Here is a 21,571-nt window from a genome sequence, read left to right as displayed (position 1 = left end):
TGAATCCTGCGTTCGCGTAAATTGTGTTGCGTCGTCAAAAGGAGGTATTGAAGGTGTTGCATGTGGATCTGGATAAGACCTTGGCGGTGGCGACTTTGCGTCCGGATGGACCTCTGTCGGACGCGGATTTCGAATACGCCGCCAATATTATTGATCAGCATATTGAAGCCCGCGGCCCCCTGCGTGGCGTGGTGATCAATACCCGCCATTTTCCCGGTTGGGATTCCTGGCGTGCCCTGAAAACGCATTTTCGGTTTGTGCGCGACCACCACAAAATTGTGGCGCGAGTGGCCCTGGTCACGGACTCGCCCCTGGGTAAGTTGGGGGAAACCTTTGCCGATCATTTCACCGCAGCGAAGATCAGACACTTTCCCTTTGACGATCTTAAAACCGCCCGGGAGTGGGTGAATCAAGATTGACCCAGTGGTCGGTTTTTAGAGCCCGAACGGATAAGTGTCGGGTGTCCCCTCCAACGTTTTACTGGTTAACGGCGTTATCGCCGTGGTGTGGTCAAACCAAATATATTCATCAAACTGTTGCGCCAGTCGGGCTTTGAAATAATGACTGCTAAGCTCGGTGGCTGGCCGGTAGATAACACCGATAGCGCGTTCCAACTGTGGTTCCAACAGGCGTTTGTTCAAAACTTGCGAGCGAGAATGTCGCAAGGGCAATTGAAAAGCGGAAATTCTTGCCTCATGACACAGCCGCTCCCAACTGCCTTCCAGGGATGGTTGCACGTCCATGACTTCCATAGGCTCGCCCCAGTCAGCCGCAGCGGCTACCGTGCCCGTGTCGGTTCCAAAGCCGATCAGGTAGGCATCGTTTCCGTAGGCTTCCCGACACAGTTGCCCCAGGTTTAGCTGGCCGCGTCCTCGCATGTCGGTGGCGCGGGCATCTCCGATGTGGGAATTGTGTTCCCACACCACGGCTTTGGTGTTTTCGCCCCGGTAAGTGAGCAACACCTTTAGTGTGTCGAACATGTGTTGATCGCGCAGGTTCCAGGATTCGGCATTGCCCCCGTAAAGGCTGTAATAGTAACGCTCGGCGTTGGCTACCAAGCGGGCATTTTGCATGGCATCCAAATAGCGGGTACCACCCATTGAGCTGTATTCCATCCGTTTTTTAAGCAGTTCCACTAGCGCCGTCACTACGTCCGCCCGGCACTCACGGTAGGAGCCGGAAATCGCCGCTCGCCCGTAGGCTGAGGGATCGGTGCGCCAGGGTGCTAAACAGCTGTAACGTTCTCTGGCATCACGGGCCGCGTCGGCGTCTACGTCTTCAAGATAATCGAGCACGGAATCGATGGAGGTAAACAAGCTGTATAAGTCCAGCCCATGAAAGCCGACACGTTGAGTGCGATCGGTGATACGGCTGTTGTGATCGTGCAACCAATCGACAAACTCACGGACTTCTTCATTGCGCCACATCCAGGTGGGAAAGCGCGAGAACGCGGTCCACTGGGAAGCTTCGGTCTGCAAATCACGCACATAGTGATCAATTTGGCTGGCGTCGGGCCAGTCAGCTTCCACGGCCAACAGGTCAAACCCCTTTTGTTCGATCAACGCCTGAGTAATGCGCGCACGGTAGCGATAAAACTCCGACGTGCCGTGACTCGATTCACCAATAAGCACCACGCGGGAATCCCCGATTCGCTCCAGCAGCGCATCCAGTGCGCCTTCGTCATCCAGAGGCTCGGCACACTCGGCGATTAACTCGCTGGTGGAGCCGGAGCGCGCTTTGCGAGCGGGTATTTTTTTGGCGGTTACGGGCTTTGAGCTGGCGGACGTGTCCTCGCGATCCGCCCAGCCGGCTTCACCGACTAGGGGTACAAAGCGTACGCTGGTTAAATGCTCTTCCCGGTAGTCGTGCTCACTGGTTCGAGTCAGGCAGCGCAGCGATTGCCCATCGTGGGCGCCTACGGGAATTACCAGGCGCCCGCCTATGGCTAATTGCTCCTTCAAGCGCTGGGGAATTTCCGGTGCTGCGGCGGCCACCACAATAGCATCGTACGGCGCTTTCTCGGGCCAACCGAGCGTACCGTCACTGTGGATGACGTCGACATTTCGATAACCCAGTCTTTGCAAAATGTCGCGCGCCTCGTCGGCCAAAGACTTGTATCGCTCAAGCGTGACCACCTCGTCTGCCATCTCGCCGAGTAGCGCTGCCGCGTAACCGGAACCGGTACCGATTTCCAGAACGCGACCCCCCTCGCGCAACTGCAGTGCATCCAACATGTAGGCGACGATGTACGGCTGGGAGATCGTTTGACGTTCCGCGATGGGTAGCGGTGTGTCGTCGTAGGCGAACTCGCGCAAGGCGTCAGAGATAAACGCTTCACGCGGAACTTTACGTAGGGCTTCTATGACAGGCGGCGAATGAATACCGCGCTGAACCACTTGCTGGTTCACCATCGCTTCGCGTTGTCGGTTATAGGCGTCGTTCATCGCGCTTGGGTCGGTCATGCAGGACTCCTTTTCCAGGGCAGACTCAAATATTGGGACACGCACCTGCGGGTTAGTTCCAGTTTGAACCGACATTTTTGCGCCACGCTGAAATTGAATAAGCCAACCAGGCACTTCAATCTCCGATCGCGACTTGCGATAACAGCTTCTGCCGCGCGATACTGTGTGCTTCCGTAGAATCGACAAAGGAAAGCAGCGATGTTACTTGATGCCGGAGTTGAAATACGCGGTAGTCGAAGCAAAGATTCTCTTCAGGAAGAATATCGACGCGTCAGGGAGCGCACACTTGAGCTCACCGATGGGCTCAGCGATGAAGACATGATGTTGCAGTCCATGCCCGATGCCAGCCCCACCAAGTGGCACCTGGCTCACACCACCTGGTTTTTCGAAGCTTTTCTTCTTCAAGGTCACATCCCTGACTACCGGTTGTTCGATTCTTCTTACGCTTATCTGTTTAATTCCTATTACGAAACGCTGGGGCAACGGCACCCCAGGCCTCAGCGCGGTTTGCTGTCACGTCCGCCGCTGAGCGAAGTGCTGGCCTATCGGGACCATGTGGATCAGGCCATGAACGATTTGCTGGAGGAGCCCAGTGAGTCAGTAAGCAGTGCTGTGGAGATCGGACTGCACCATGAAATGCAGCATCAGGAGTTAATTCTCACCGATATTAAACACGCCTTGTCCCTTAACCCCTATGCGTTTCTTGACAGTGAGCGTACGTCCTTGAGCGCCACCGGAGCGAATCAAAGCTTTAGCGAATTTGAAGGTGGTATTGTCTGGGTGGGCGCCGACCCTGAGGCAGGGTTTTCCTATGATTGCGAACAGCCTAGGCATCAAGTGCTGATTCATCCCTTTCGTTTGCGTAACAGTCCAGTGACGAATGGCGAATGGTTGGACTTTATCAACGATGGCGGTTACGAACGTCCGGAGCTGTGGCTCTCCGACGGTTGGGCCCGGTGTCAGCATGAAGCCTGGCAGATGCCGCTCTACTGGCAGCGCCAAGGTGAAACTTGGCGAGTGTTAACGCTGAACGGGCCGGCACCGCTCAACCCCGCAGCACCTGTGTGTCATATCAGTTTTTACGAAGCGGATGCCTTTGCCCGCTGGGCAGGGTGTCGACTGCCTACAGAGTTTGAGTGGGAATACGCCGCGCAGGAATACACGCTGGAGGGAAATTTTTCCGAGGCCAACCACTGGCATCCGCGTCCTGCGTCAACTCACGACGGGTTAACGCAACTGTACGGTGATGTGTGGGAATGGACACAGAGCAGCTTTTCGCCGTATCCAGGCTTTAGTGCGCCCGGCGGCGCATTGGCGGAGTACAACGGAAAATTCATGGCCAACCAGTATGTGCTTCGAGGCGGTTCTTGTGTGACGCCTGCACAACAGATGCGGAGCAGCTACCGGAACTTTTTTTATCCGCATCAACGCTGGCAGTTCAGTGGCTTGCGGTTAGCGGAATAACCTGGAAATAATAGCTGGCTCCTCGAGCCACGCGGTGACTAATCGTCACACCAGCTATCCTTTCCTCCCGCTCAATCGACCGACCGAGGGAGTTGTTATGCTGACAGGTGCACACAGCGCGATCGCTGCGACTGAACCACCCAAAGTGGTGGACGAGTTTCTTCGAGATGTGCTTGAAGGGTTAAGTCGCGCGCAGAAGACGCTAGCCCCAAAATATTTTTACGATACTCAGGGCTCGCGCTTCTTTGATGAGATTTGTAACCTCGAAGAGTACTACCCATACCGTACCGAACTTCGTTTGTTGCCCCGTGTTGCGCAAGAATTGGATCACGTCTTTCGCGAGCAGGCGTCGCCCGGACTGAATGTGGTGGAGTTTGGCGCGGGCTCTCTGCACAAGATCAAACCTTTACTGACATCTATGAATGCGATCCGTCACTTTACCGCCATCGATATTTCGGGGGATCACCTGCAAGCGGCCTGCGACTCCCTCGCCCACCACTTTCCAGAGCTCTCGATCCAAGCCGTTGAAGGTGATTTCACCAAACCGTTAGATCTCGATACTCAGGCTTGTACCCCCATGGGTTTCTTTCCCGGTTCCACCATTGGTAATTTTATTCCCGATGAGGCGGTGGATTTTCTGGCCAGTGCTCGTGAAACACTCGGGCCCGGTAGTTACATGTTGGTGGGGGTGGATACCAAAAAAAGCGAGTCGGTCCTGCACCGAGCGTACAACGACATTAAAGGTGTTACGGCCCGCTTCAACAAGAATATTCTCGCGCGCATCAATCGTGAATTGGGTGCGAATTTTTGCCTGGATGACTTCGATCACTGTGCCTGGTACAACCGAGACGAAGGCCGTGTCGAAATGCATTTGCACAGCAACCGGTCGCAAAGCGTCTCTCTCAGGGGCGTTGAAATTTCATTTGAACGTGGAGAAACCATTCATACTGAAAACTCCTACAAATACAATCCGACGGAGTTTGAGGCTTTGGCTCAGCGCGCTGGCTGGCGAACGCGTAATTGGTGGCTGGCCGACGACGCGATGTTTTCTATGACGTTGCTTTATTGTGATGCCTGAACGGTTGTTCGATGTGCAAAGCCTGTATGGCCCTGGTGCTCAGGGGAATAGGCATACTCTCGTTTATACAAAGAACGCGGCGGCGCTCGAGGACTTGTCGCCAGAGCTTCGGGACGCGCCTAACCTGATTCGGCTTAGCGGCTCCCCCGAGCACTTGCGGGGACACTTTTCCCATCGGGGGCAGCCGGTGTTGCGTTGCGGATCGGGCAATATGGCCATCGCCGAGGCAGCGCGGCAGATGTTTGGTGTGCCGGAGCAAGGCGGTTGGAATCTGCAAACCGACGCCGGAACCGTTTGGCTTGGCTACGATGTTCAGGGTCCTTACTATCGGGACAAGCCCCTTCGCCAGCACACAGTGCCTAAGCCACAACTGTGGCGGCATTTGTTGGACGGCACCTTCGATACCGGAAGTTATGCGGGAGGCCACGGCGATTACGCGCTACTTGCGCTGTCCCAACCGTTGAAGAAAGTGCAGCCAGCCTTACGGCGGCTGTGCCAGTACAGCCGCCGGGCGCTGATTTTGGTGTATCGCCAGGGCCCCGGTTTGGCCCAACTGCGCTATTTCGCCCCCCAGTACGGAACAGCGGAAGATGCGGCCACGGGTTCGGCCAGTGTTCAGGCTGCGCATTTTCTGTGGAATCTGTACCGGGAGAGTCGATTTACCTTTCTGCAGGCGTCTCCCCAAGGAGGCTATATTCAAACGGAAACCCGAGGTGGGGATGTGGTGGTTCGAGGTCGCGCCAAGTTGAACCCGTGTTCTCGCGGTCAGTAGGCACAAAAGAAGTGCAAAGAAGTGTTAAGTGGCCGACTGGCGCATAAATGTTGTTATAGCATCCATCGCCACAGCAGGTTGAAGGCTACAGGAATGGACTCTGGTCAATTTTTGTCCATATAAATCATATTTAATATGGCATATACTTCTGCCCGTCCGCGGGTGACGAAGTTTACGCGCCAGGGCGGGTAATCCATTGATTTTTTCGGTCTTCCCAGCCCAAGTTGGGCTACCCTTGGTAGTTCAAGGGGAGATCAATACATAACGAGATGTGTGGTAGCTATGATAAAGAAAACTCTTACCGGTGTTGGGGCGTCTAAAGCTCTGTGCGTCCTGATGTTGGGCCTGGTAATCGGTGTCGTCGGCTGTTCCAGAGATGGTGAGACGGTAACCAAAAGCCCGGAAAGAGCCCCCGGCGGGGAAGCGGTTGCCGGGCCAGAAGCGCCGGAAGTAATCGAGATTAGCGACGCTGAAGCCGAAAAAGCGGCAACCGACATTTTCAATGAGGTCCGCCTGGACTTGGCGGACGGCCTGCGTGGTGAACTCTGGGCCGCCGATAAACTGTTGGGCGATCCCGTCGCGATCAACGTCGACAACCAGGGTCGCATCTGGGCTGCCGTTACCAAGCGCAGTAACAACTCGGAATTTGATATTCGCGGTTATTTTGACTGGGTCCCTGAGTCCATGAGCTGGGAGACGGTAGATGACCGCCGACACTTCTTGCGTACCGAGCTGGCGCCTGAGCGCAGCGACGAAAATGCCGAACGCATCCCTGATCGCAACAAAGACGGCTCTCACGATTGGCGGGACCTGGCCGTGGTGGCCGAGGAAGTTTGGATGCTTCAGGACACCACCGGTAGCGGTCGGGCCGATCGCTCTGAACTCTTTTTGCGCGATTTTAGCGACGAAGTCACCGACGTGCTGGGTGGTATTTATTACCACAATCAGCGCGACGAATTGTTCCTGGCGGTTGCCCCTCACGCTTGGCGTGTTCAGGACACCACGGGCGATGGTATCGCTGACCGTAAAGAAGCCCTCAGTGACGGCTTCGGTGTACACATCGGGTTTAGCGGCCATGGCATGTCCGGCATGACCCTGGGCCCCGACGGCCTCATTTATTACTCCATTGGTGACATTGGCTTCAATTACGTCGATGAAAGTGGCAAGCACCACTACTACCCCAACGAGGGCGTGGTTGTGCGCAGCGAGCCTGATGGCAGCAACTTTGAGGTGTTCGCCTCCGGTGTGCGCAACACCCACGAATTTGTGTTCGATAAATACGGCAATCTGATCACCGTAGATAACGATGGCGATCACCCCGGTGAGTCCGAGCGCCTTGCTTATTTGATCGACGGTTCGGACAGCGGCTGGCGCATCAACTGGCAGCTGGGCAAGTACTCAGACCCGAAGAACAACGACTACAAAGTGTGGATGGATGAGAATTACTACACGCCGCATTTTGAAGGCCAGGCCGCGCATATCCTGCCGCCTATAGCGCCGCACCACTCCGGGCCTACCGGTATGGTTTACAACCCGGGCACCGCTCTGAGCGCAGAGTGGGATGATCATTTCTTTGTGGTTACCTTTGTGGGTTCTGCGGCTCGCTCCGGTATCAACGCATTTACTCTGCAGCCTAGTGGAGCCTCGTTTGAGCTTGCGGAAGATAAACAGGTATTGCGCGGGGTACAGGTTACAGGGCTGGATGTTGGCCCCGATGGCGCTCTCTACGGTGCGGATTGGATTGAGGGCTGGGGCCGCAATGAGCGCGGGCGCATCTGGAAATTCACCGCCGAAGATGAGGACGAACGCCGCGCTGAGTTGCGTGAAGAAACCCGTCAACTGCTGGCAGCGGACTTTTCAGACACCGGCGCCGAGCGCCTGGCGGAACTGCTAGGCCACGCGGATATGCGTGTACGTAGCAAAGCCCAGTTTGAACTGGTGGCGCGCGGCGAGACCGAACGCCTGCAATCGGTAATCGATCAGAGCAATCAACAATTGGCCCGAATCCACGCCCTATGGGGTCTGGGTCAGATGGCCCGTCAAAACCCCGAAGTGGGGCGCCAGTTGGTGCCGCTGCTCGGCGATCTGGATGCCGAAGTGCGCGCGCAGGCAGCCAAAGTATTGGGCGATGCCCGCTACGAAGGTGCCCACTTTGAACTGACCTCTCTGTTGGCAGACCCAGATGCGCGGCCACAATTTTTTGCCGCTCAGGCCCTTGGGCGTATTGGTGCGAAGGAATCGGTCGAGCCTTTAATCGCTATGCTTGAAGCCAACAACGATGAGGATATTTATCTGCGTCAGGCTGGCGCCATCGCGCTGTCACGTATCGGCGACGCCAAAGCCATGGCGGCTTTGGCAGACCATGAATCCGAAGCCGTACGCACAGCTGCGGTGGTAGCGTTGCTGCGCATGCAAAGCCCGCTGCTGGTTAATTTCCTGCAGGATGAGAGCGAGTTTGTGGTGACCGACGCCGCCCGTGGCATCACGGACGACGTGTTTGTTAAGGAAGCCATTCCGGCGCTGGCCGCCTTGCTGAATGAAACACCTTTTACCGGCGAACCCCTGTTGCGCCGTGTAATCAATGCCAACCTGTATGAAGGTACCGCTGACGCCGCACAACGCTTAGGGACGTTTGCGGCCAATCAGGAGGCGCAGGCTGAGGTGCGGGCTGAAGCCCTGGATGCGCTGTCTGTTTGGGCCTCGTCGTCCACGTTCGATCGGGTCACTGGTCGTTATCGTGGCGCGGTCCAAAACGACTTGGCCGACGCACAAGCGGCATTGCAACCCGTGTATCAAGAGCTGTTGAGAGACCCGGACGAACAAGTGCGCGCATCCAGCGTTGCAGCGGTGGGCCGGTTGGGCTTTACCGAAGCGGCTTCCACCCTGGCTGAAGTGCTGGAGCGGGACGCCTCTGCCGAAGTGCGGGCCGCTGCGTTGGAAACCTTGCAGCAGTTGGGTTACGAGGAAATGGATCGTGTGGTCCACACGGCTCTGAATGATCAGTCTCAAAGTGTCCGTACCACGGCTTTGCGCATGCTGCCTGATCTGGACTTCCCGACCGACCAGATGGTGGCGATGCATGAAGTCTTGCTGGACACCGGTTCCGTCAGTGAGCAACAGGAAGCCATCATGTCACTGGCCAATATCAACGCGCCGGAAGCCCACGCCGTACTGGCTGAGCAATTGCGCTTGTTGAAAGCCGGCCAAGTGGCGCCGGCCGTACAGTTGGAAGTGGTCACTGCGGCTCAGGAAAGCGGTGCGCCCAAGTTGCTGGCTCTGGTGGAAGAGTACGAAGCCAGCAAAGACCGCAGCAATCCTATGGAAGTGTTCCAAGAGGCGCTCGAAGGTGGCGATGTGGAAAGCGGGCAACGTATATTCTTTACCAATAACAGCGCCCAATGCATTCGCTGTCACCTAGTTGGCGATCGCGGTAGCGAAGTAGGCCCGGACTTGACCGATATCGGTAACCTGCTCACGCGCGAAGTCTTGCTGGAAGCCTTGGTGGATCCGGCGGCGAGGATTGCTCCAGGCTATGGCCGGATTACCGTTACCCTTGACGGTGGTCGTCAGGTTGAAGGTTTCTTCGAGTCTGAAACGCCGACAACCAAAACGCTGATTCCCGGCGAAGGTGAACCGCAAACGGTGCGCAAGGCGGACATAGTTAAGGTAGAAGCTCGCGCTTCAGGCATGCCGCCCATGGGGCATTTGCTGACGCGCTCGCAACTGCGGGATCTGGTGGAGTATATGACCACCCTGACCGAAGACTGAAACCCGTAAAATCCGCTTGGCCGAGAACCAATAGCTGAGCAAAAAAAAGCCCCGGAGCTTAAACTCCAGGGCTTTTTTTTTGCTTTGCACTTTGTGCTTATAATTGTACGAGTGGTGCTTGCTTGGGTTGCTCGTGGCGGCCGTACTTTGGGCGTACTATGGCCGTGATTATCAGTAGCGGCAGGCAGCCGCGTCGTGCTTAACCAAATAACTTTTGTAGTTGCTGGCGTCTTCGTCCATGCAGCCTTTCAGATTGACTAGACGAACGCTGCGAAAGTCCGTGGGATGGCTTTCAGCTTGAAGCGCTATGTAACCGCCTTCCAGGGGGGTGCCGTCGGTCAGCTGCAAATCGGTGTATTCCATTACCACTTCGCCGTCGACAATGTGCCGGGCAATTTCGCTGCCGTGCACTTCAAGACGCAGCGTTACCCAACCGTCACCGCGGTGTGTGGGTCCACCGGATTCAATGCAGTGGTCTGTGCGCAGTTGCCCTTGTTTAACTATCTGGGTGCCCGGAGTGCAAAGGTTGGCGTCGGAACGTTCACCTTCAGCGCTGCCACCCAGAATCTGGTATTCAACACTGGTGGGAAAGTCCTGGTATAAGCCCATGGTTTCCGGCGCCTGGGCATGGTACATAATGCCGTTGTTGCGGTAAGCCCAGTCGGCTCCGCCTTTGACTTGCTCGTCTAAGAAGCGGTATTCCACTTCCAAAATGTAGTGCGAAAAAGGCTCATTGTAGAAAATGTGCCCGAAGCGGTCGTTGAACTCCTCGTACTCGTCGTAGCTAACTCGCAAAAGACCATCCTCTACGCGGAAGGTGTTCAGGGTGTTCTCGCCCAGCTCTGAGCCTCTGATCTTAATGCTCCAGTCGTCCAAGTCCTGACCGTTGAACAGGTCGATCCAGGCTTTCTCATCGGCGTTTTGGGAAGCGCCGGTGGTGCCGCAGGCTGCGACCAGGGCCAGGGAGCCCAGGAGGGCCGCTCTCGATATCAACATAGCATCTCTCTCTATTTATCATTGGAATTTTTACACTATAAAACAGTTTTATAGATGATTAAAGCGCAGTGTTCAATCGACCGAGATTGTCACGCGGAGCGGGAAAGGCTAGCATTGCGCCGTTTCGTATTTCTGCCCTTTTTTTGGAAACGCCGCCATGAAAGAAACCCTCAAAAAGCTGCGCGCTCACCATCAGCCAGTACCCGTGCCTCTGGAACTGCCGGATGAAGACCGGTTGGTAGAGGTAGAAGAGGAACTGTTGGTCTCCATTCCGCTGGATCTTCGCCAATTTTTATTGCACGGCAGTGATGTAGTTTACGGCAGCCTGGAGCCCGTCACCGCGGCCGATCCGTTCTCACACACCTATTTGCCTGAAGTGGCCGCCCAGGCTTGGGATGTGGGTATGCCTCGCGATCTGCTGCCAGTGTGCGAAATCGACGGGGGTTACTATTGTATCAACCCGGACGGCGAAGTCGCCCTCTGGCTGGACGGCGAGCTGACCGAGGGCACCTGGAGCGACTTCTGGCAGTGGGTCCGAGAGGTGTGGTTGTACAGCTAAGCCACACTAAGGCAGGGGTTGGGATAGTGACGTTGGCACCGTCCAATCCCTGTAGCTGGCCATCAGATGCAGCATATGATGAACACGATCCCGCATCAGGCCAGCCACCTGCACAAACTCTCGCCAATCGGCGTCTTCACAGTCTGCAACGCTCTGGGCATACGCCGGCCAAGCCAGGCCGCGTTGGCGATAGGCGCCTTCGGTGGGCCGGCAGGCACTGTCGGCATGGTCCGCACCATAGGCCAGCCACTGAGTTAACAGATCATCCAGCATATGGGCAAACACCAGCCCTTGCTGCATGGCCGAATGCCAATGCCGGCGCTCGGCTTCGTAGCTCCAGGACACTTCCCGAAACTGCTCAAGGCTCATAATTGGAAATCGATGGGTTTGGTCTGAGGGAATGCCTTCGCCGGCGGGCATGGGTTCGTTGCGCAAGTAATCCACGACATCGACGTCCCGGCCGCGCGATGCGTGATCGTAAACCACCGAGCGCACCATGGCGTGATGGACACGATCGTGCATAACCTCCGTTACCTCCACCAAATCGCTCCACAGGGATTCTTCCCCGGCCTTATGCAAGGCTTCGCGATAGGTACTCCACTTTCCTCCAGAGATACGGTGTTCAAACTCCGGCACTGTGTCGTCACCCCGCTCCAGGGCGCCGTGTCTAGCCATGGACGTCATGAGTTCATGCATGAAATTGTGAAAACTGCCAAACGTGCGCATGGATTGCGCCCAAGGGTCGTCTTCCTGAATGTGCTTGGAAATGTACGCTCGAAAATCACCGCCGGACATAGAGTCCATCGGTAACTCGTCGCGCTGTTTGTCGAGTGATTTGGTGTCAGACGTAGGCGGCATTGCACCACTCAATAGCGACAGGGCGGCGCCTATGAGAATACTGGTCCATGCAGTCATTGCTTCGCAGCTCCATGAAGAAAGGAAGGTCCGGCCCGCTGCTGGACGATTATTCCTCACCAGCTCGCGGACGCCCCTAAGGTGCTCTCAGGACGGAAAATTGTACGTGACCTGGTGGTAATGCGCTACGGAGTTTCTGGCGACGTACCCTCAACAGGTAAGGGCGCTTCCCCTTGTGTTGTTTTGCCAGACGGTGTGCGACTGATGCCACGCAACAACCGGCCGAGGATATCGGTGCCGGTAATAATTCGGGGGCTATCGTTCCACAGCAGGATGACATCGTTTTCAATAATGTCCTCTTCCACATTATTGGAGCGAACCACAAAACGGTGAAAGACATTGCCCAGTTTCGCATTGCTATCGCGAATAATGATCGGCCTGTGGCAGTACCGTTGCGGTTTAAATGACTTGGGTGAAAACAGGGCAGCGCGGATAAAAGCGTCGGATCGTAACAACAGGGCTGGTTCGTTGTTCTCATCGATGAGCACAATCCAACTCACATTGGGAAGTGCGATCTTCTGGATAAAGGTGTTGTGGGTGTCCGCCTCAACGGGAGGAAAAATGGGCCGACCCTGATCGAACTTCAGTCTTATCACACTGGCTTCAGAGACAGGCTCACCTTCCTCGGTAATCGGGATGTCGTCGATGTCCAAAAAATTCAGTGCGCCCTGGCCTTCAATGCGGGCAATGTCACTGCTTTCAGAGTGCATGTGTAAGCGCAAAATCTCACGGATATCTTTTTCTTTGAAAAACTTGATTCCCTCTCCGCCCAACCACCAATCGAGCACCATGGCGGTGGGTTTGGCCACTGGGTACAAAACAATCTGATAAAGCTTGAGCACCGGGACAAACACCGAGGCAACGCGCAAGGCGTGTCGGCTGCAGTAAGATTGGGGCAATATCTCCGCAAAAATTGTGATCACTACCGTGGAAAACAGAAACGCCATAACCCCCGTTAATACAGAGCCGGATAGCAACGCCAACAACACATTAACGGCGACATTGCCCCAAAGAATGGTTACCAGACACAAATTGGCATTCTTGCGGAGGGAGAGAATTTTAATGGCTCGTTCATCGCCACTTTGCGCGGCAACTTGTAGCTCTAACCGGGTCAAGGAAAAAATCCCCAAATTCAGTCCAGATAGCATAGCCGATTGAGAGAGGCATAGGAAAATGCCAATCCAGGTCAATAACGTCATCTCGGGTCCCCAAGTCGTGCCGGTGTATGAATTTTCATTAATTGCGCGCTTTGTGACCTTGCCATATTCTTGCCATTGAGTATATCCATAGGAAGCCGCGCACCCAGGGGGAACTTTACCCGAGCGGAAAAACTCCCAAATGAATAGCACCGCAATATCACTTTAGGGGCGACGCCCCAGGGCGCATCAAAGCGCGTACAGCGTTCCGCCAATGGACTTTCCGGTCAACGGAATTGAAAGGAGGACTCATCGAATGCGGCACTTACTCCCCTTACGTGACCGGACCCGGTTACGCGCGCTAACCCTGCCAGTGTGCCTGGCGGCCACTTTACTGATGTTTTCCTACGCCGCGGGAGCCCAGCGCCCCAACTTGGATGTTCCCTATGTGCCAACGCCGCCAGAAGTTGTGGACCGGATGCTGGAAATGGCGGAAGTCCAGCCCGACGACTTTTTGGTTGACCTGGGTTCAGGCGACGGCCGCATAGTGATTGCCGCTGCGAGGGATTATGGTGTACGCAATGCGCTAGGTATTGATCTGGACCCAGAGCGTGTTAGTGAAGCCCGCCAGAATGCTCGCGCGGCGGGAGTGGAGGATCAGGTTACCTTCGAAGAGGGGGACTTATTTGAAAAGGACTTTTCCGATGCCACGGTGCTAACCATGTATTTACTGCAAAGCGTCAACCGGCGCCTGAAGCCCGTGATTTTGGAAACCATGGCCCCCGGTACTCGAGTGGTGTCGCACGATTTTGACATGGGCGACTGGGAACCGGATCAGGAGGATAGGGTGAGCGGGCGCAGGATTCTTATGTGGACCGTGCCGGCGAAGGTCGCGGGGCGTTGGAAAATTACCACGGCGGAAGGCGAGGAAGGCACAGTCTTTCTGCATCAGCAATATCAAACCGTGAGTGGCGAAGTGGTCATCAACGGCCGACGCATGGAGCTTCAGGACGGCCGACTGCAAGGGGAGGAGCTGAGCTTCACAGTTGAAGGTGAGCGGTACGTGGGCATGGTGAACGAAGATTCCATTGAAGCCGCCGAGGGCCACCATCAGGCGCGAGAATGGCATGCCCAACGGCTCTAAGCCAATGCTCAACAAATCGCCCCAGCCGGGAAAAAACTTAACCACCAGTGATGGCGTTGCGGTCCTGGTGGGTGTCGTCATCGGCATTGGCATCTTTGGTTTTCCACCGCTGGTCGCCCAGCATGTGGAAACGCCATTCATGTATATTGCCCTGTGGGTGGCCGGCGGTTTGGTCGCCTTGGTGGGCGCACTCTGCTATGCGGAGCTGGGCTCCAGTTATCCGCACGCCGGTGGGGAATACCACTATCTACAACGCGCCTGGGGGTCGGGTGTAAGCGTGCTGTTCGCCTGGGCGCGCGGTACGGTCATTCAAACGGGCTCCATCGCCGCCGCCGCGTTTATCTATGGGGAATACGCGCAGCACTTGCTACCCCTTGGGCCATGGGGGCCGGGCTTGCACGCGGCTATCGCCGTGCTTGCGCTGACCATTTTGAATATGGTGGGCACGCATCCTTCAAAAAAACTGCAAGTTCTGTTTACCACCGTAACCGTATTGGCCTTGCTGAGCGTTATCGTCGGTGGGCTGCTGTTGGCAGACCCGAGTGCCGCACGGCCACTTGAGCAATCGTCAGCGGATGCGGGGCTGGGTAATCTGGCGGGTGCTTTGGGGATGGGCATGGTGTTTGTTCTGCTCACCTACGGCGGCTGGAATGAAGCAGCCTATCTGTCTGGCGAGCTGCGCAATCCAGCCCGCACAGTAAGCCGTGTACTCTTGATTGGGGTTGCCCTGGTCAGTGCGGTTTATGTTCTGGTGAATCTCGCGTACCTGCACATTTTTGGCTTGGCCGGGCTACGCGAAACTAGCGCCGTGGGCGCCGAATTGATGCGCATTGTCGCTGGCCCTATGGGCGCCGTGTTACTCAGCTTGATGGTATGCCTAGCCGCGCTCAGTACCATTAACGCTACGATACTAACCGGCGCCCGTGTCTATTACGCGCTGGGGCGAGACGTGCCTAAATTATCTCTGCTGGCTACCTGGCACGAGGGCGGTGGCACACCTAGAAGTGCCTTGATGCTTCAGGGCGCAATCACCCTGGCGCTGATCGTGTTCGGCGCCTGGACCGGCGACGGCATTAGCACCATGGTGGCCTACACCGCGCCGGTATTCTGGCTGTTTATGCTACTCACGGTCGGATCGGTATTCATACTGCGGCACCGCCACCCGGACCGTGCGCGACCTTTCCGAGTGCCTTTGTACCCCTTCACCCCTTTGGTGTTCGCCGTGACTTGCCTTGGCCTACTGTGGTCCAGCACCCTGTACGCCGGGCCGGGCGCGTTTATCGGGTTGCTGGTGTTAGCTGGAGGCATGCCCTTGCTGTTGATGCGCAATAGAAGTGGCGTGGCGAAGGGTGTTTCGCCGTAAGTTTATCCTACCGCTAGAACTCTGCACAAATGATCGCCAAGACCATGAATTCCGGATCCAGCGTTGTCATCATGGCGGACACCGGTTTTCGAGCGGCGGCGGCCGAGATTGCATCACCCCCTATCCATTGGAGATAATAGCCCTCAATTCAAGACAGGCAACGATGGCGTTTATGGCCAAGAAGAAACCAGAGGTGAAGCTTAACAGCTGGGGTATTTATACACCCTGGACCGATCAGTCCAAGGAGCTGCCCACCCTAATCAAGATGACTCACGATATTCCCTGTGAGCTGGACGTCGAGTTTGGCTATATCGTTAATATCAAAAAAGCCAAGAACAAAAAGCTGGCTTATTGCATCTACCACCCCGAAATTCCCGATGAAGAAGGTAAGCCCCTGCCACCGTTTGATGGCGAGGTGTATATTAAGCAGAACGATTGGAACTTCTTTATTGGTGATACAATTTGGCAGCCGGTAGAGAACAAACAGGGAGCCTGGCGTATCACTCTGGCGATCGAGGGCAAGATCGTAGCTGATGAAACGTTCAATTTGATCCTCCAGTCTTCGCCCGCCGACTAAACCTTTGCTCATCCTAATTGATGGTGCATGGAGTGAGAGCGGGTCACAGGGGCCAAACAACCAGTACGACCATGTTTAAATGCTAGGCCAAACCCAGCGTGACGTGATGGGTGTCCATTGAATTAATGGAACATCACAAGCGCTGACATCAAAGTTATTACATTAAAGGGGTACGTTGTGAGTCGAAAGCACATTTCAAGTGGGTCCGAGTTCGAAGAGAAAATAGGGTATTCGCGCGCTGTTGTCGATGGCGACTACGTATTTGTCTCCGGCACGACCGGGTACAATTATGAAACGATGTCTATTTCAGACAATCCCGTTGAGCAGGCAGACCAGTGTTTCAAAAACATTGAGAAAGCTCTAATCGAGGCGGGCAGCAGTCTCGATAACATAGTGAGGGTTAATTACATCTACCCCAACAAATTAGACTTTGAGCCGTGTTGGCCGGTATTCAGAAAGTACCTAGGCAAAGCCAAGCCAGCGGCGACTGTGTTTATAGCAGGCTTGCTCGACGAGGCAATGAAATTGGAAATCGAAGTCACTGCACGGATAGATGCATAACAACGTAGGTGCGCCGTAAGGGCCCTACGGCCACGACAAGGGCTAGGCTTAGGTGAAAGCGATTCGGGAGCGACAATGATTGTTGATATGATCAATTTACCCAAGGCGGATGTGTACAAACTGATGACGCATACGGTGATTCCTCGGCCGGTCGCCTGGGTGTTGAGTGAAAACGATAGCGGTAGCTTTAACCTTGCACCTTTTTCATACTTTAATGCCATCGCCAGTGATCCCGCACTGGTGATGTTTTCGGTGGGGCACAAGCGCGACGGCAGTAAGAAAGATACCTGGTCCAACATCGAAAAACGTGAGCGTTTTGTAATTCACTTGGGGGTCGTTCCACAAGCAAAGCAGCTAAACGAAACGGCTAGAGCTTTACCCGCAGGCGAGTCGGAGCTTGAGCGCATCGATAGTCAATTGGTAGAAGACGCTGAGTTCGGGCTGCCGCGTTTGGCTGATTGCCCAATAGCCTTTGCCTGCCAGCGTTACGACATTCATCTTTTAGGCGGTGGACCCCAAGCGGTGATTTACGCGGAAATTAAACACGCGTTCATAAACGATGAGTTGATTGATCCGAGCACCGGACTACCTGGGGCGGATAAAATCCAGCCCTTAGCGCGTCTGGGAGGGGAGCAGTATGCGTCGCTAGGTGAAATTTTTTCACTTCGAAGGCCGAGCTGAAGGCTGCCCAGCTTTAACGAGTTTGGTTGTTCCAGAGTGAGACCAAAAAGAGTGAGACCAAAAAAAGGCGGACTAAAAAGTCCGCCTTTTTTATTGCGCAAGTACTGTTACTGCCGGGTATAACCAAAACTCTGATCAAGCTCATCCGGCCGGTATTCCGGCCGGTCGGGCCCCGCCAGGGGCTCGCCAAAGTATAGCCGGTCGCCATTAATACCGTAAATCTCGTAAATAGTGGGCATGGAGTTACCGGATTGCACTTCCACTCGATCGGTAAGATCGATTTCGTAGGCATCCGCATTGCCGCTTTGGGGAACGTGGTCGCCTACTTCATAGTTCAGCTCGTAGTCCATGGACTGGTCTGCGGTGCCCGAGCAGGAGTCATTGTCGAACACGTTCACGGTTTGCTCGGCCGAACCGTCGGCGGAGAATTGGTACAGGACATTGCCCCATTGGTCTTCATCCAGCTGGTTGCAGTCGGATAACCAAGTGCCCGTTAGCTCGGGTGCTTCACTGGGCGCTTCCTGCTCGCCATCGGGCATGACAAAACCGCACGCCATGGCGTCCTCACTGGGTTCTACGGTAATGGGCGTGCCGTCGCGGCTAACGCTCACTTCGCCGTTATCGTGATACTCCACGTCATACACATTGCCGCTGTCATTGTCGGTAACCTGCAGCTGACCGCCCAACATGGTAGGCATATCGCTGTCGTAATCGGCAATCACCAGGTCAGAGTTGGTGGCGTAGGTCACATCGAAGCCACAGCCGGTGGAGTGGTCTGCAAAGCGCATTAGGCCGTCCATCGAGACTTCCGTGGTGCCATTGACGCCAGCGCGAGTGATCATGGCGAACAGAGACTCAGGGCTTTCACCCAGGTGGGTCTCGACCCTCGCGCCTGTGTGATCTATCTCCATAGAGAGGAAACTGACGCTGGTGGTGTCCCGTATCGGGTCACCGCTAAAGTCGTTCAGGTCTCCATTAACACAGCCTTCGCATGCGTGAATCAGAAACCGGCTGCTGAGAGTCATTTCCTGTTCGCCCACGGTGAAGTTGGCCACGCCCGCTTGCTCCAGGTCTGGGGCGTCCTCAAAGTTGGGGCCGGTAAAGCCGCCGGAGCGTGCGAACACGGCGCGGTGGCCGGGCTGCCCGTCGATGTCTTCTTCCTGGGCCACGTCAAAAGACATTTCGTAGTGGTACACGGTTTCGTCTTCGTAGTTCATAACACAGTCAGCGCGGCCCACATGATCATCGGCGGTGCCATGGTCCGGGAAGCTTCCGGAAAAATGGCTTTCGGGGAAGGCTATGGCCTGCCGATCCAGTTGTTCACCGCCTTCGGCAATGCGCACAGCGCCTTCGCCGTCTTCACTGGCGCAATCCATGACGGTGTCCACTTGACCGGTAGCCAAAGTTTTACCAGCTCCCGCAGGCGGTGGGCTGTCGTTGGGAGGATCGGCGGGCGTGGTGGCCGCACTCTGCGCCATGGAGCCAGCGACGCCGGCTTGGTGAAAACCTATCACCGCCGCGCCAATCACGCGCTCCTCTTCGGTCAGCTGCACGCTGGAATCATCGCCGTTATCGTCATCATCATCATCGTCATCGTCGTCGTCATCACCGGGTCCGCCATTAGAGGGCGGAGGCTGGGTGCCTGGGTCGCCGCCATCACCGCTGCTACCGCCGCAGCCGACTAAACCCAAGGTGAGAAGCGCGAGCAACAAATAGCGCGCGAGTGCAGAGAGGGATAGGTTCGCCATGGGATCTCCTTTTTATAACCATGCTGTGTCCTCAGCCGATGCCAAGGGAGTGGTGAGAGCTGCCTGCCTGAAGGCGGGGCAGATTTTTCCACGCCAAATTCGTAAGGCGCAACTGTTGAAAAACCTTAACATTTGTAGGGATTGCTGTTCAAATTTAGACCAGCAATATAGGGATACTTAATGGTGATGATGGGGCCAATAGCACCCTTTTAACTTCATAGTGAGAAGACCGGTGATCAAAACATTGTTTTAACGAAAAACTGCTTAAAGAGGCAGTTCAGTGAATTCTCGGATTCCGCGCGACTCAAAGAAGGCTGGGTAGGGAGATGATATACCCGGAAGCAATCGCTGCCGACGAATCCGTTTAGCGGCCACCAGGACAGTAATCTACACGTCAGAAACCAAAGGGAGTGGATTGATGAGCAGTGGCGTCTGGACGAAGATCAATAAAGTGGTTCAAATGGATGTGCTGCTGGATCGCTTACGCTCGAGCATGTGGGTGGTGCCCATCGGGATATTGATCGCTATGGTCGCTGCCGCCCACGGCTTACTGCACCTGGACAGTGAACTAGAGCTGGACTTGGGCATGGCCGGAGCCGATATTGAAGGCGCTCGCGGCATGCTCCAAGCGGTGGCCACCAGCATGGTGACTGTAGCAGGGGTGGTGTTCTCCCTAACTCTGTTGGTGCTTTCTCAGGCCAGCTCCCAGTATTCCCCCCGGGTGCTGCGTAACTTTTTGCGTGACCGAATAAACCAAGCGGTGTTGGGCGTGTTTTTAGGCGTCTATGCCTATTGCTTGGCCGTATTGCGAGGGATGGGTGGGGACAGCGACGAGCTGCCGGGGTTAACCATTATGGGAGGCTTTGTGGCGGCCCTGGTGAGCGTGGTGTACCTGGTCTACTTCTTTCACCATATCGCCGAGTCACTCCAACTGGAAAATATCCTAAAAGGTATTGAAGCAGAAACTCTGGCAGTGATCGCTGGCCTTTATCCCCAGGAAGCGGGCGTGCCGGATGATGAAGACGCCGAAGTTAAGGATGAGCCGGAATTCCCTACACTGAAAGTAGCGAACGAAAAAGCAGGGTACATACAGCACATTGAATTGGAGAGTTTACTCGACATTGCCGAAAGCTTGGACACCGTCATTTATGTACCCCACTGCGTGGGCGATTTCATTGCCCAGGGCAAGACCTTGGCCGAAGTGATAGCGGGACCAACCCCAGATGAAAAGTTAATAAAAAAAGTATCCAGCGCGTTCTCACTGGGCGTACAGCGCTCCATCCAGCAAGACCCGGCGTTCGGAATCCGCCAAATGGCCGACGTCGCCATGAAAGCACTCTCACCCGGCGTCAACGACACCACCAACGCCATCATGGCACTGGATCGCATCAGCGTAATCATGACAGAACTGAGCGGACGGTGTTTTCCCCATCGTAGAAGAATGGTAGACGATAAACTGCGCTTAGTCGTCTCCCGCCCCAGCTTTGAAAACCTGTTGGGCTTGAGCTTTGACCAACTACGCCAGTGGGGCAGCGCCAACCCGGCAATATTATTTCGCTTACTGGAAGTGTTGGGTGACCTCATGAACGTCAGCGCCACCCGCCGCCGACGAGCCGTGATCCAAGACTACGCCCGGCGCGTACTCGCCACCGCAGAGGCCCATATCAAAGAACCCGAAGACCTGAATTGGATACAGAACTGCTACAAGCAGCGTATTGAGCATTAGCCACGCATTACCTCAGCCAGATATCAGTAGTAAACAGCGAATCCCGTTATACCTCACAGTAGTGAGAAGCGGGAAAAACGGTCACCCCGACCATGATTTCTGAGCTACGCCCAAAATTCTTGGGTTTTTCCTTAAATATCTGTGAGTTACCGAGCAATGGGAAAACCGGGGATATGAGGCACTACGACCGTTTTTACTTTCCTGACAAAACCCCCATGTCGCCGGAAGCCTTGACCACACCTGGGTTTCCGGGTAGTTTCGATCAATTCGAATAAAGAAATATCGGTCAGGGGACAATCGGTCACTGTGACCACGATTCAAATGTTAAGTGCTCTATGAATCAGCTATTCAGAATCGCAAAACTGATGAAGAATTACCCCGGAGGCATGTTAAACCGGCCCTTAGGGTGGGTGATGCGGCTGTGGAGCGTAGCTTTAGCAGCGTTTTTTCTTGTGATCATAGGAGTGATTAGTGGAGCGGGTTCTACCTATGTGCTCATATTGCTTTTGGTTTCTTTCAGTACTTTTGGGTTTTCTATTCTATTTTTTAAAGAAGCTGAAAGGATTCACCGCATTAGACTCGCCAGCCGGAGTATTCCCAAGCCTTGATAGGAGTTCAGCA

Annotated in this window: 17 protein-coding genes; 12 read left to right on the top strand and 5 right to left on the bottom strand. The window is 55.1% G+C overall.

The features are described from left to right. The first annotated feature begins 53 nt into the window (after positions 1-53). On the top strand, positions 54-419 hold the full coding sequence (locus tag RBH33_RS16065) for a SpoIIAA family protein (RefSeq protein WP_306733234.1): 366 nt from the start codon (positions 54-56) through the stop codon (positions 417-419). A gap of 15 nt (positions 420-434) precedes the next feature. On the opposite strand, the gene RBH33_RS16060 is transcribed toward RBH33_RS16065, so the two are convergent. After that, positions 435-2,462: a protein-L-isoaspartate(D-aspartate) O-methyltransferase gene (locus RBH33_RS16060; RefSeq protein ID WP_306733233.1), complete on the bottom strand. Its 2,028-nt coding sequence runs from the start codon at positions 2,460-2,462 to the stop codon at positions 435-437. Positions 2,463-2,660: 198 nt separating this feature from the next. Between RBH33_RS16060 and egtB the strand changes: the two genes are divergently transcribed. The 4 genes from egtB (at position 2,661) to RBH33_RS16040 (ending at position 9,544) form a co-directional block, all read left to right on the top strand. Continuing rightward, positions 2,661-3,926, top strand: coding sequence for an ergothioneine biosynthesis protein EgtB (gene egtB, locus RBH33_RS16055; protein WP_306733232.1), 1,266 nt, complete (start codon positions 2,661-2,663; stop codon positions 3,924-3,926). A gap of 97 nt (positions 3,927-4,023) precedes the next feature. Further along, the gene (egtD, locus tag RBH33_RS16050; protein WP_306733231.1) at positions 4,024-5,004 is read left to right on the top strand and encodes an L-histidine N(alpha)-methyltransferase; all 981 of its coding nucleotides are present in this window, start codon (positions 4,024-4,026) and stop codon (positions 5,002-5,004) included. Continuing rightward, positions 4,997-5,776 carry a PhzF family phenazine biosynthesis protein gene (locus RBH33_RS16045; RefSeq protein WP_306733314.1) on the top strand — a complete coding sequence of 260 codons (780 nt, stop codon included), beginning with the start codon at positions 4,997-4,999 and terminating at the stop codon, positions 5,774-5,776. Before egtD ends, RBH33_RS16045 begins: the two co-directional genes overlap by 8 nt. Before the next feature lie 282 nt (positions 5,777-6,058). Further along, positions 6,059-9,544 (top strand): HEAT repeat domain-containing protein, encoded by a 3,486-nt coding sequence (locus tag RBH33_RS16040; protein ID WP_306733230.1) that lies wholly within the window; start codon positions 6,059-6,061, stop codon positions 9,542-9,544. Between the two features lie 171 nt (positions 9,545-9,715). Here RBH33_RS16040 and RBH33_RS16035 read toward each other — a convergent pair whose 3' ends face one another. Next, the gene (locus RBH33_RS16035; protein ID WP_306733229.1) at positions 9,716-10,540 is read right to left on the bottom strand and encodes a 3-keto-disaccharide hydrolase; all 825 of its coding nucleotides are present in this window, start codon (positions 10,538-10,540) and stop codon (positions 9,716-9,718) included. 157 nt (positions 10,541-10,697) lie between these two features. Here RBH33_RS16035 and RBH33_RS16030 point away from each other — a divergent pair, with 157 nt between their 5' ends. Beyond that, complete coding sequence (locus RBH33_RS16030; RefSeq protein WP_306733228.1) at positions 10,698-11,099, top strand: SMI1/KNR4 family protein; 402 nt, start codon at positions 10,698-10,700, stop codon at positions 11,097-11,099. A 6-nt stretch (positions 11,100-11,105) separates the two neighbouring features. Here the strand turns inward: RBH33_RS16030 and RBH33_RS16025 are convergent, their stop codons facing one another. Together RBH33_RS16025 and RBH33_RS16020 are read right to left on the bottom strand one after the other, a co-directional pair. Further along, entirely contained in the window at positions 11,106-12,014 is a 909-nt protein-coding gene (locus tag RBH33_RS16025) for a hypothetical protein (RefSeq protein WP_306733227.1), read from the bottom strand. A 125-nt stretch (positions 12,015-12,139) separates the two neighbouring features. After that, positions 12,140-13,213, bottom strand: a complete 1,074-nt coding sequence (locus RBH33_RS16020; protein ID WP_306733226.1) for a DUF21 domain-containing protein — start codon at positions 13,211-13,213, stop codon at positions 12,140-12,142. Positions 13,214-13,466: 253 nt separating this feature from the next. Here RBH33_RS16020 and RBH33_RS16015 point away from each other — a divergent pair, with 253 nt between their 5' ends. The 5 genes from RBH33_RS16015 to RBH33_RS15995 all read left to right on the top strand — a co-directional run bounded on the left by RBH33_RS16015 (position 13,467) and on the right by RBH33_RS15995 (position 17,476). Further along, on the top strand, positions 13,467-14,294 hold the full coding sequence (locus RBH33_RS16015; RefSeq protein WP_306733225.1) for an SAM-dependent methyltransferase: 828 nt from the start codon (positions 13,467-13,469) through the stop codon (positions 14,292-14,294). Continuing rightward, positions 14,278-15,657: an APC family permease gene (locus RBH33_RS16010; protein ID WP_306733224.1), complete on the top strand. Its 1,380-nt coding sequence runs from the start codon at positions 14,278-14,280 to the stop codon at positions 15,655-15,657. Before RBH33_RS16015 ends, RBH33_RS16010 begins: the two co-directional genes overlap by 17 nt. Positions 15,658-15,829: 172 nt before the next feature. After that, complete coding sequence (locus tag RBH33_RS16005) at positions 15,830-16,234, top strand: DUF3859 domain-containing protein (protein ID WP_306733223.1); 405 nt, start codon at positions 15,830-15,832, stop codon at positions 16,232-16,234. A gap of 177 nt (positions 16,235-16,411) precedes the next feature. Beyond that, positions 16,412-16,795: a RidA family protein gene (locus RBH33_RS16000; protein WP_306733222.1), complete on the top strand. Its 384-nt coding sequence runs from the start codon at positions 16,412-16,414 to the stop codon at positions 16,793-16,795. A 75-nt stretch (positions 16,796-16,870) separates the two neighbouring features. After that, entirely contained in the window at positions 16,871-17,476 is a 606-nt protein-coding gene (locus tag RBH33_RS15995) for a flavin reductase family protein (RefSeq protein ID WP_306733221.1), read from the top strand. A 107-nt stretch (positions 17,477-17,583) separates the two neighbouring features. Here the strand turns inward: RBH33_RS15995 and RBH33_RS15990 are convergent, their stop codons facing one another. Beyond that, a complete protein-coding gene (locus RBH33_RS15990; protein WP_306733220.1) occupies positions 17,584-19,224 on the bottom strand; it encodes a hypothetical protein in 1,641 nt (546 codons plus the stop codon). Positions 19,225-19,642: 418 nt separating this feature from the next. Between RBH33_RS15990 and RBH33_RS15985 the strand changes: the two genes are divergently transcribed. Next, positions 19,643-20,950: a DUF2254 domain-containing protein gene (locus RBH33_RS15985; RefSeq protein ID WP_306733219.1), complete on the top strand. Its 1,308-nt coding sequence runs from the start codon at positions 19,643-19,645 to the stop codon at positions 20,948-20,950. Positions 20,951-21,571: the final 621 nt, after the last annotated feature.

The sequence above is a fragment of the Marinimicrobium hydrolyticum genome (genome assembly GCF_030848505.1).
Classification (GTDB): Bacteria; Pseudomonadota; Gammaproteobacteria; order Pseudomonadales; family Cellvibrionaceae; genus JAVDDU01.
This window is presented reverse-complemented; position numbering and strand designations above follow the sequence as displayed.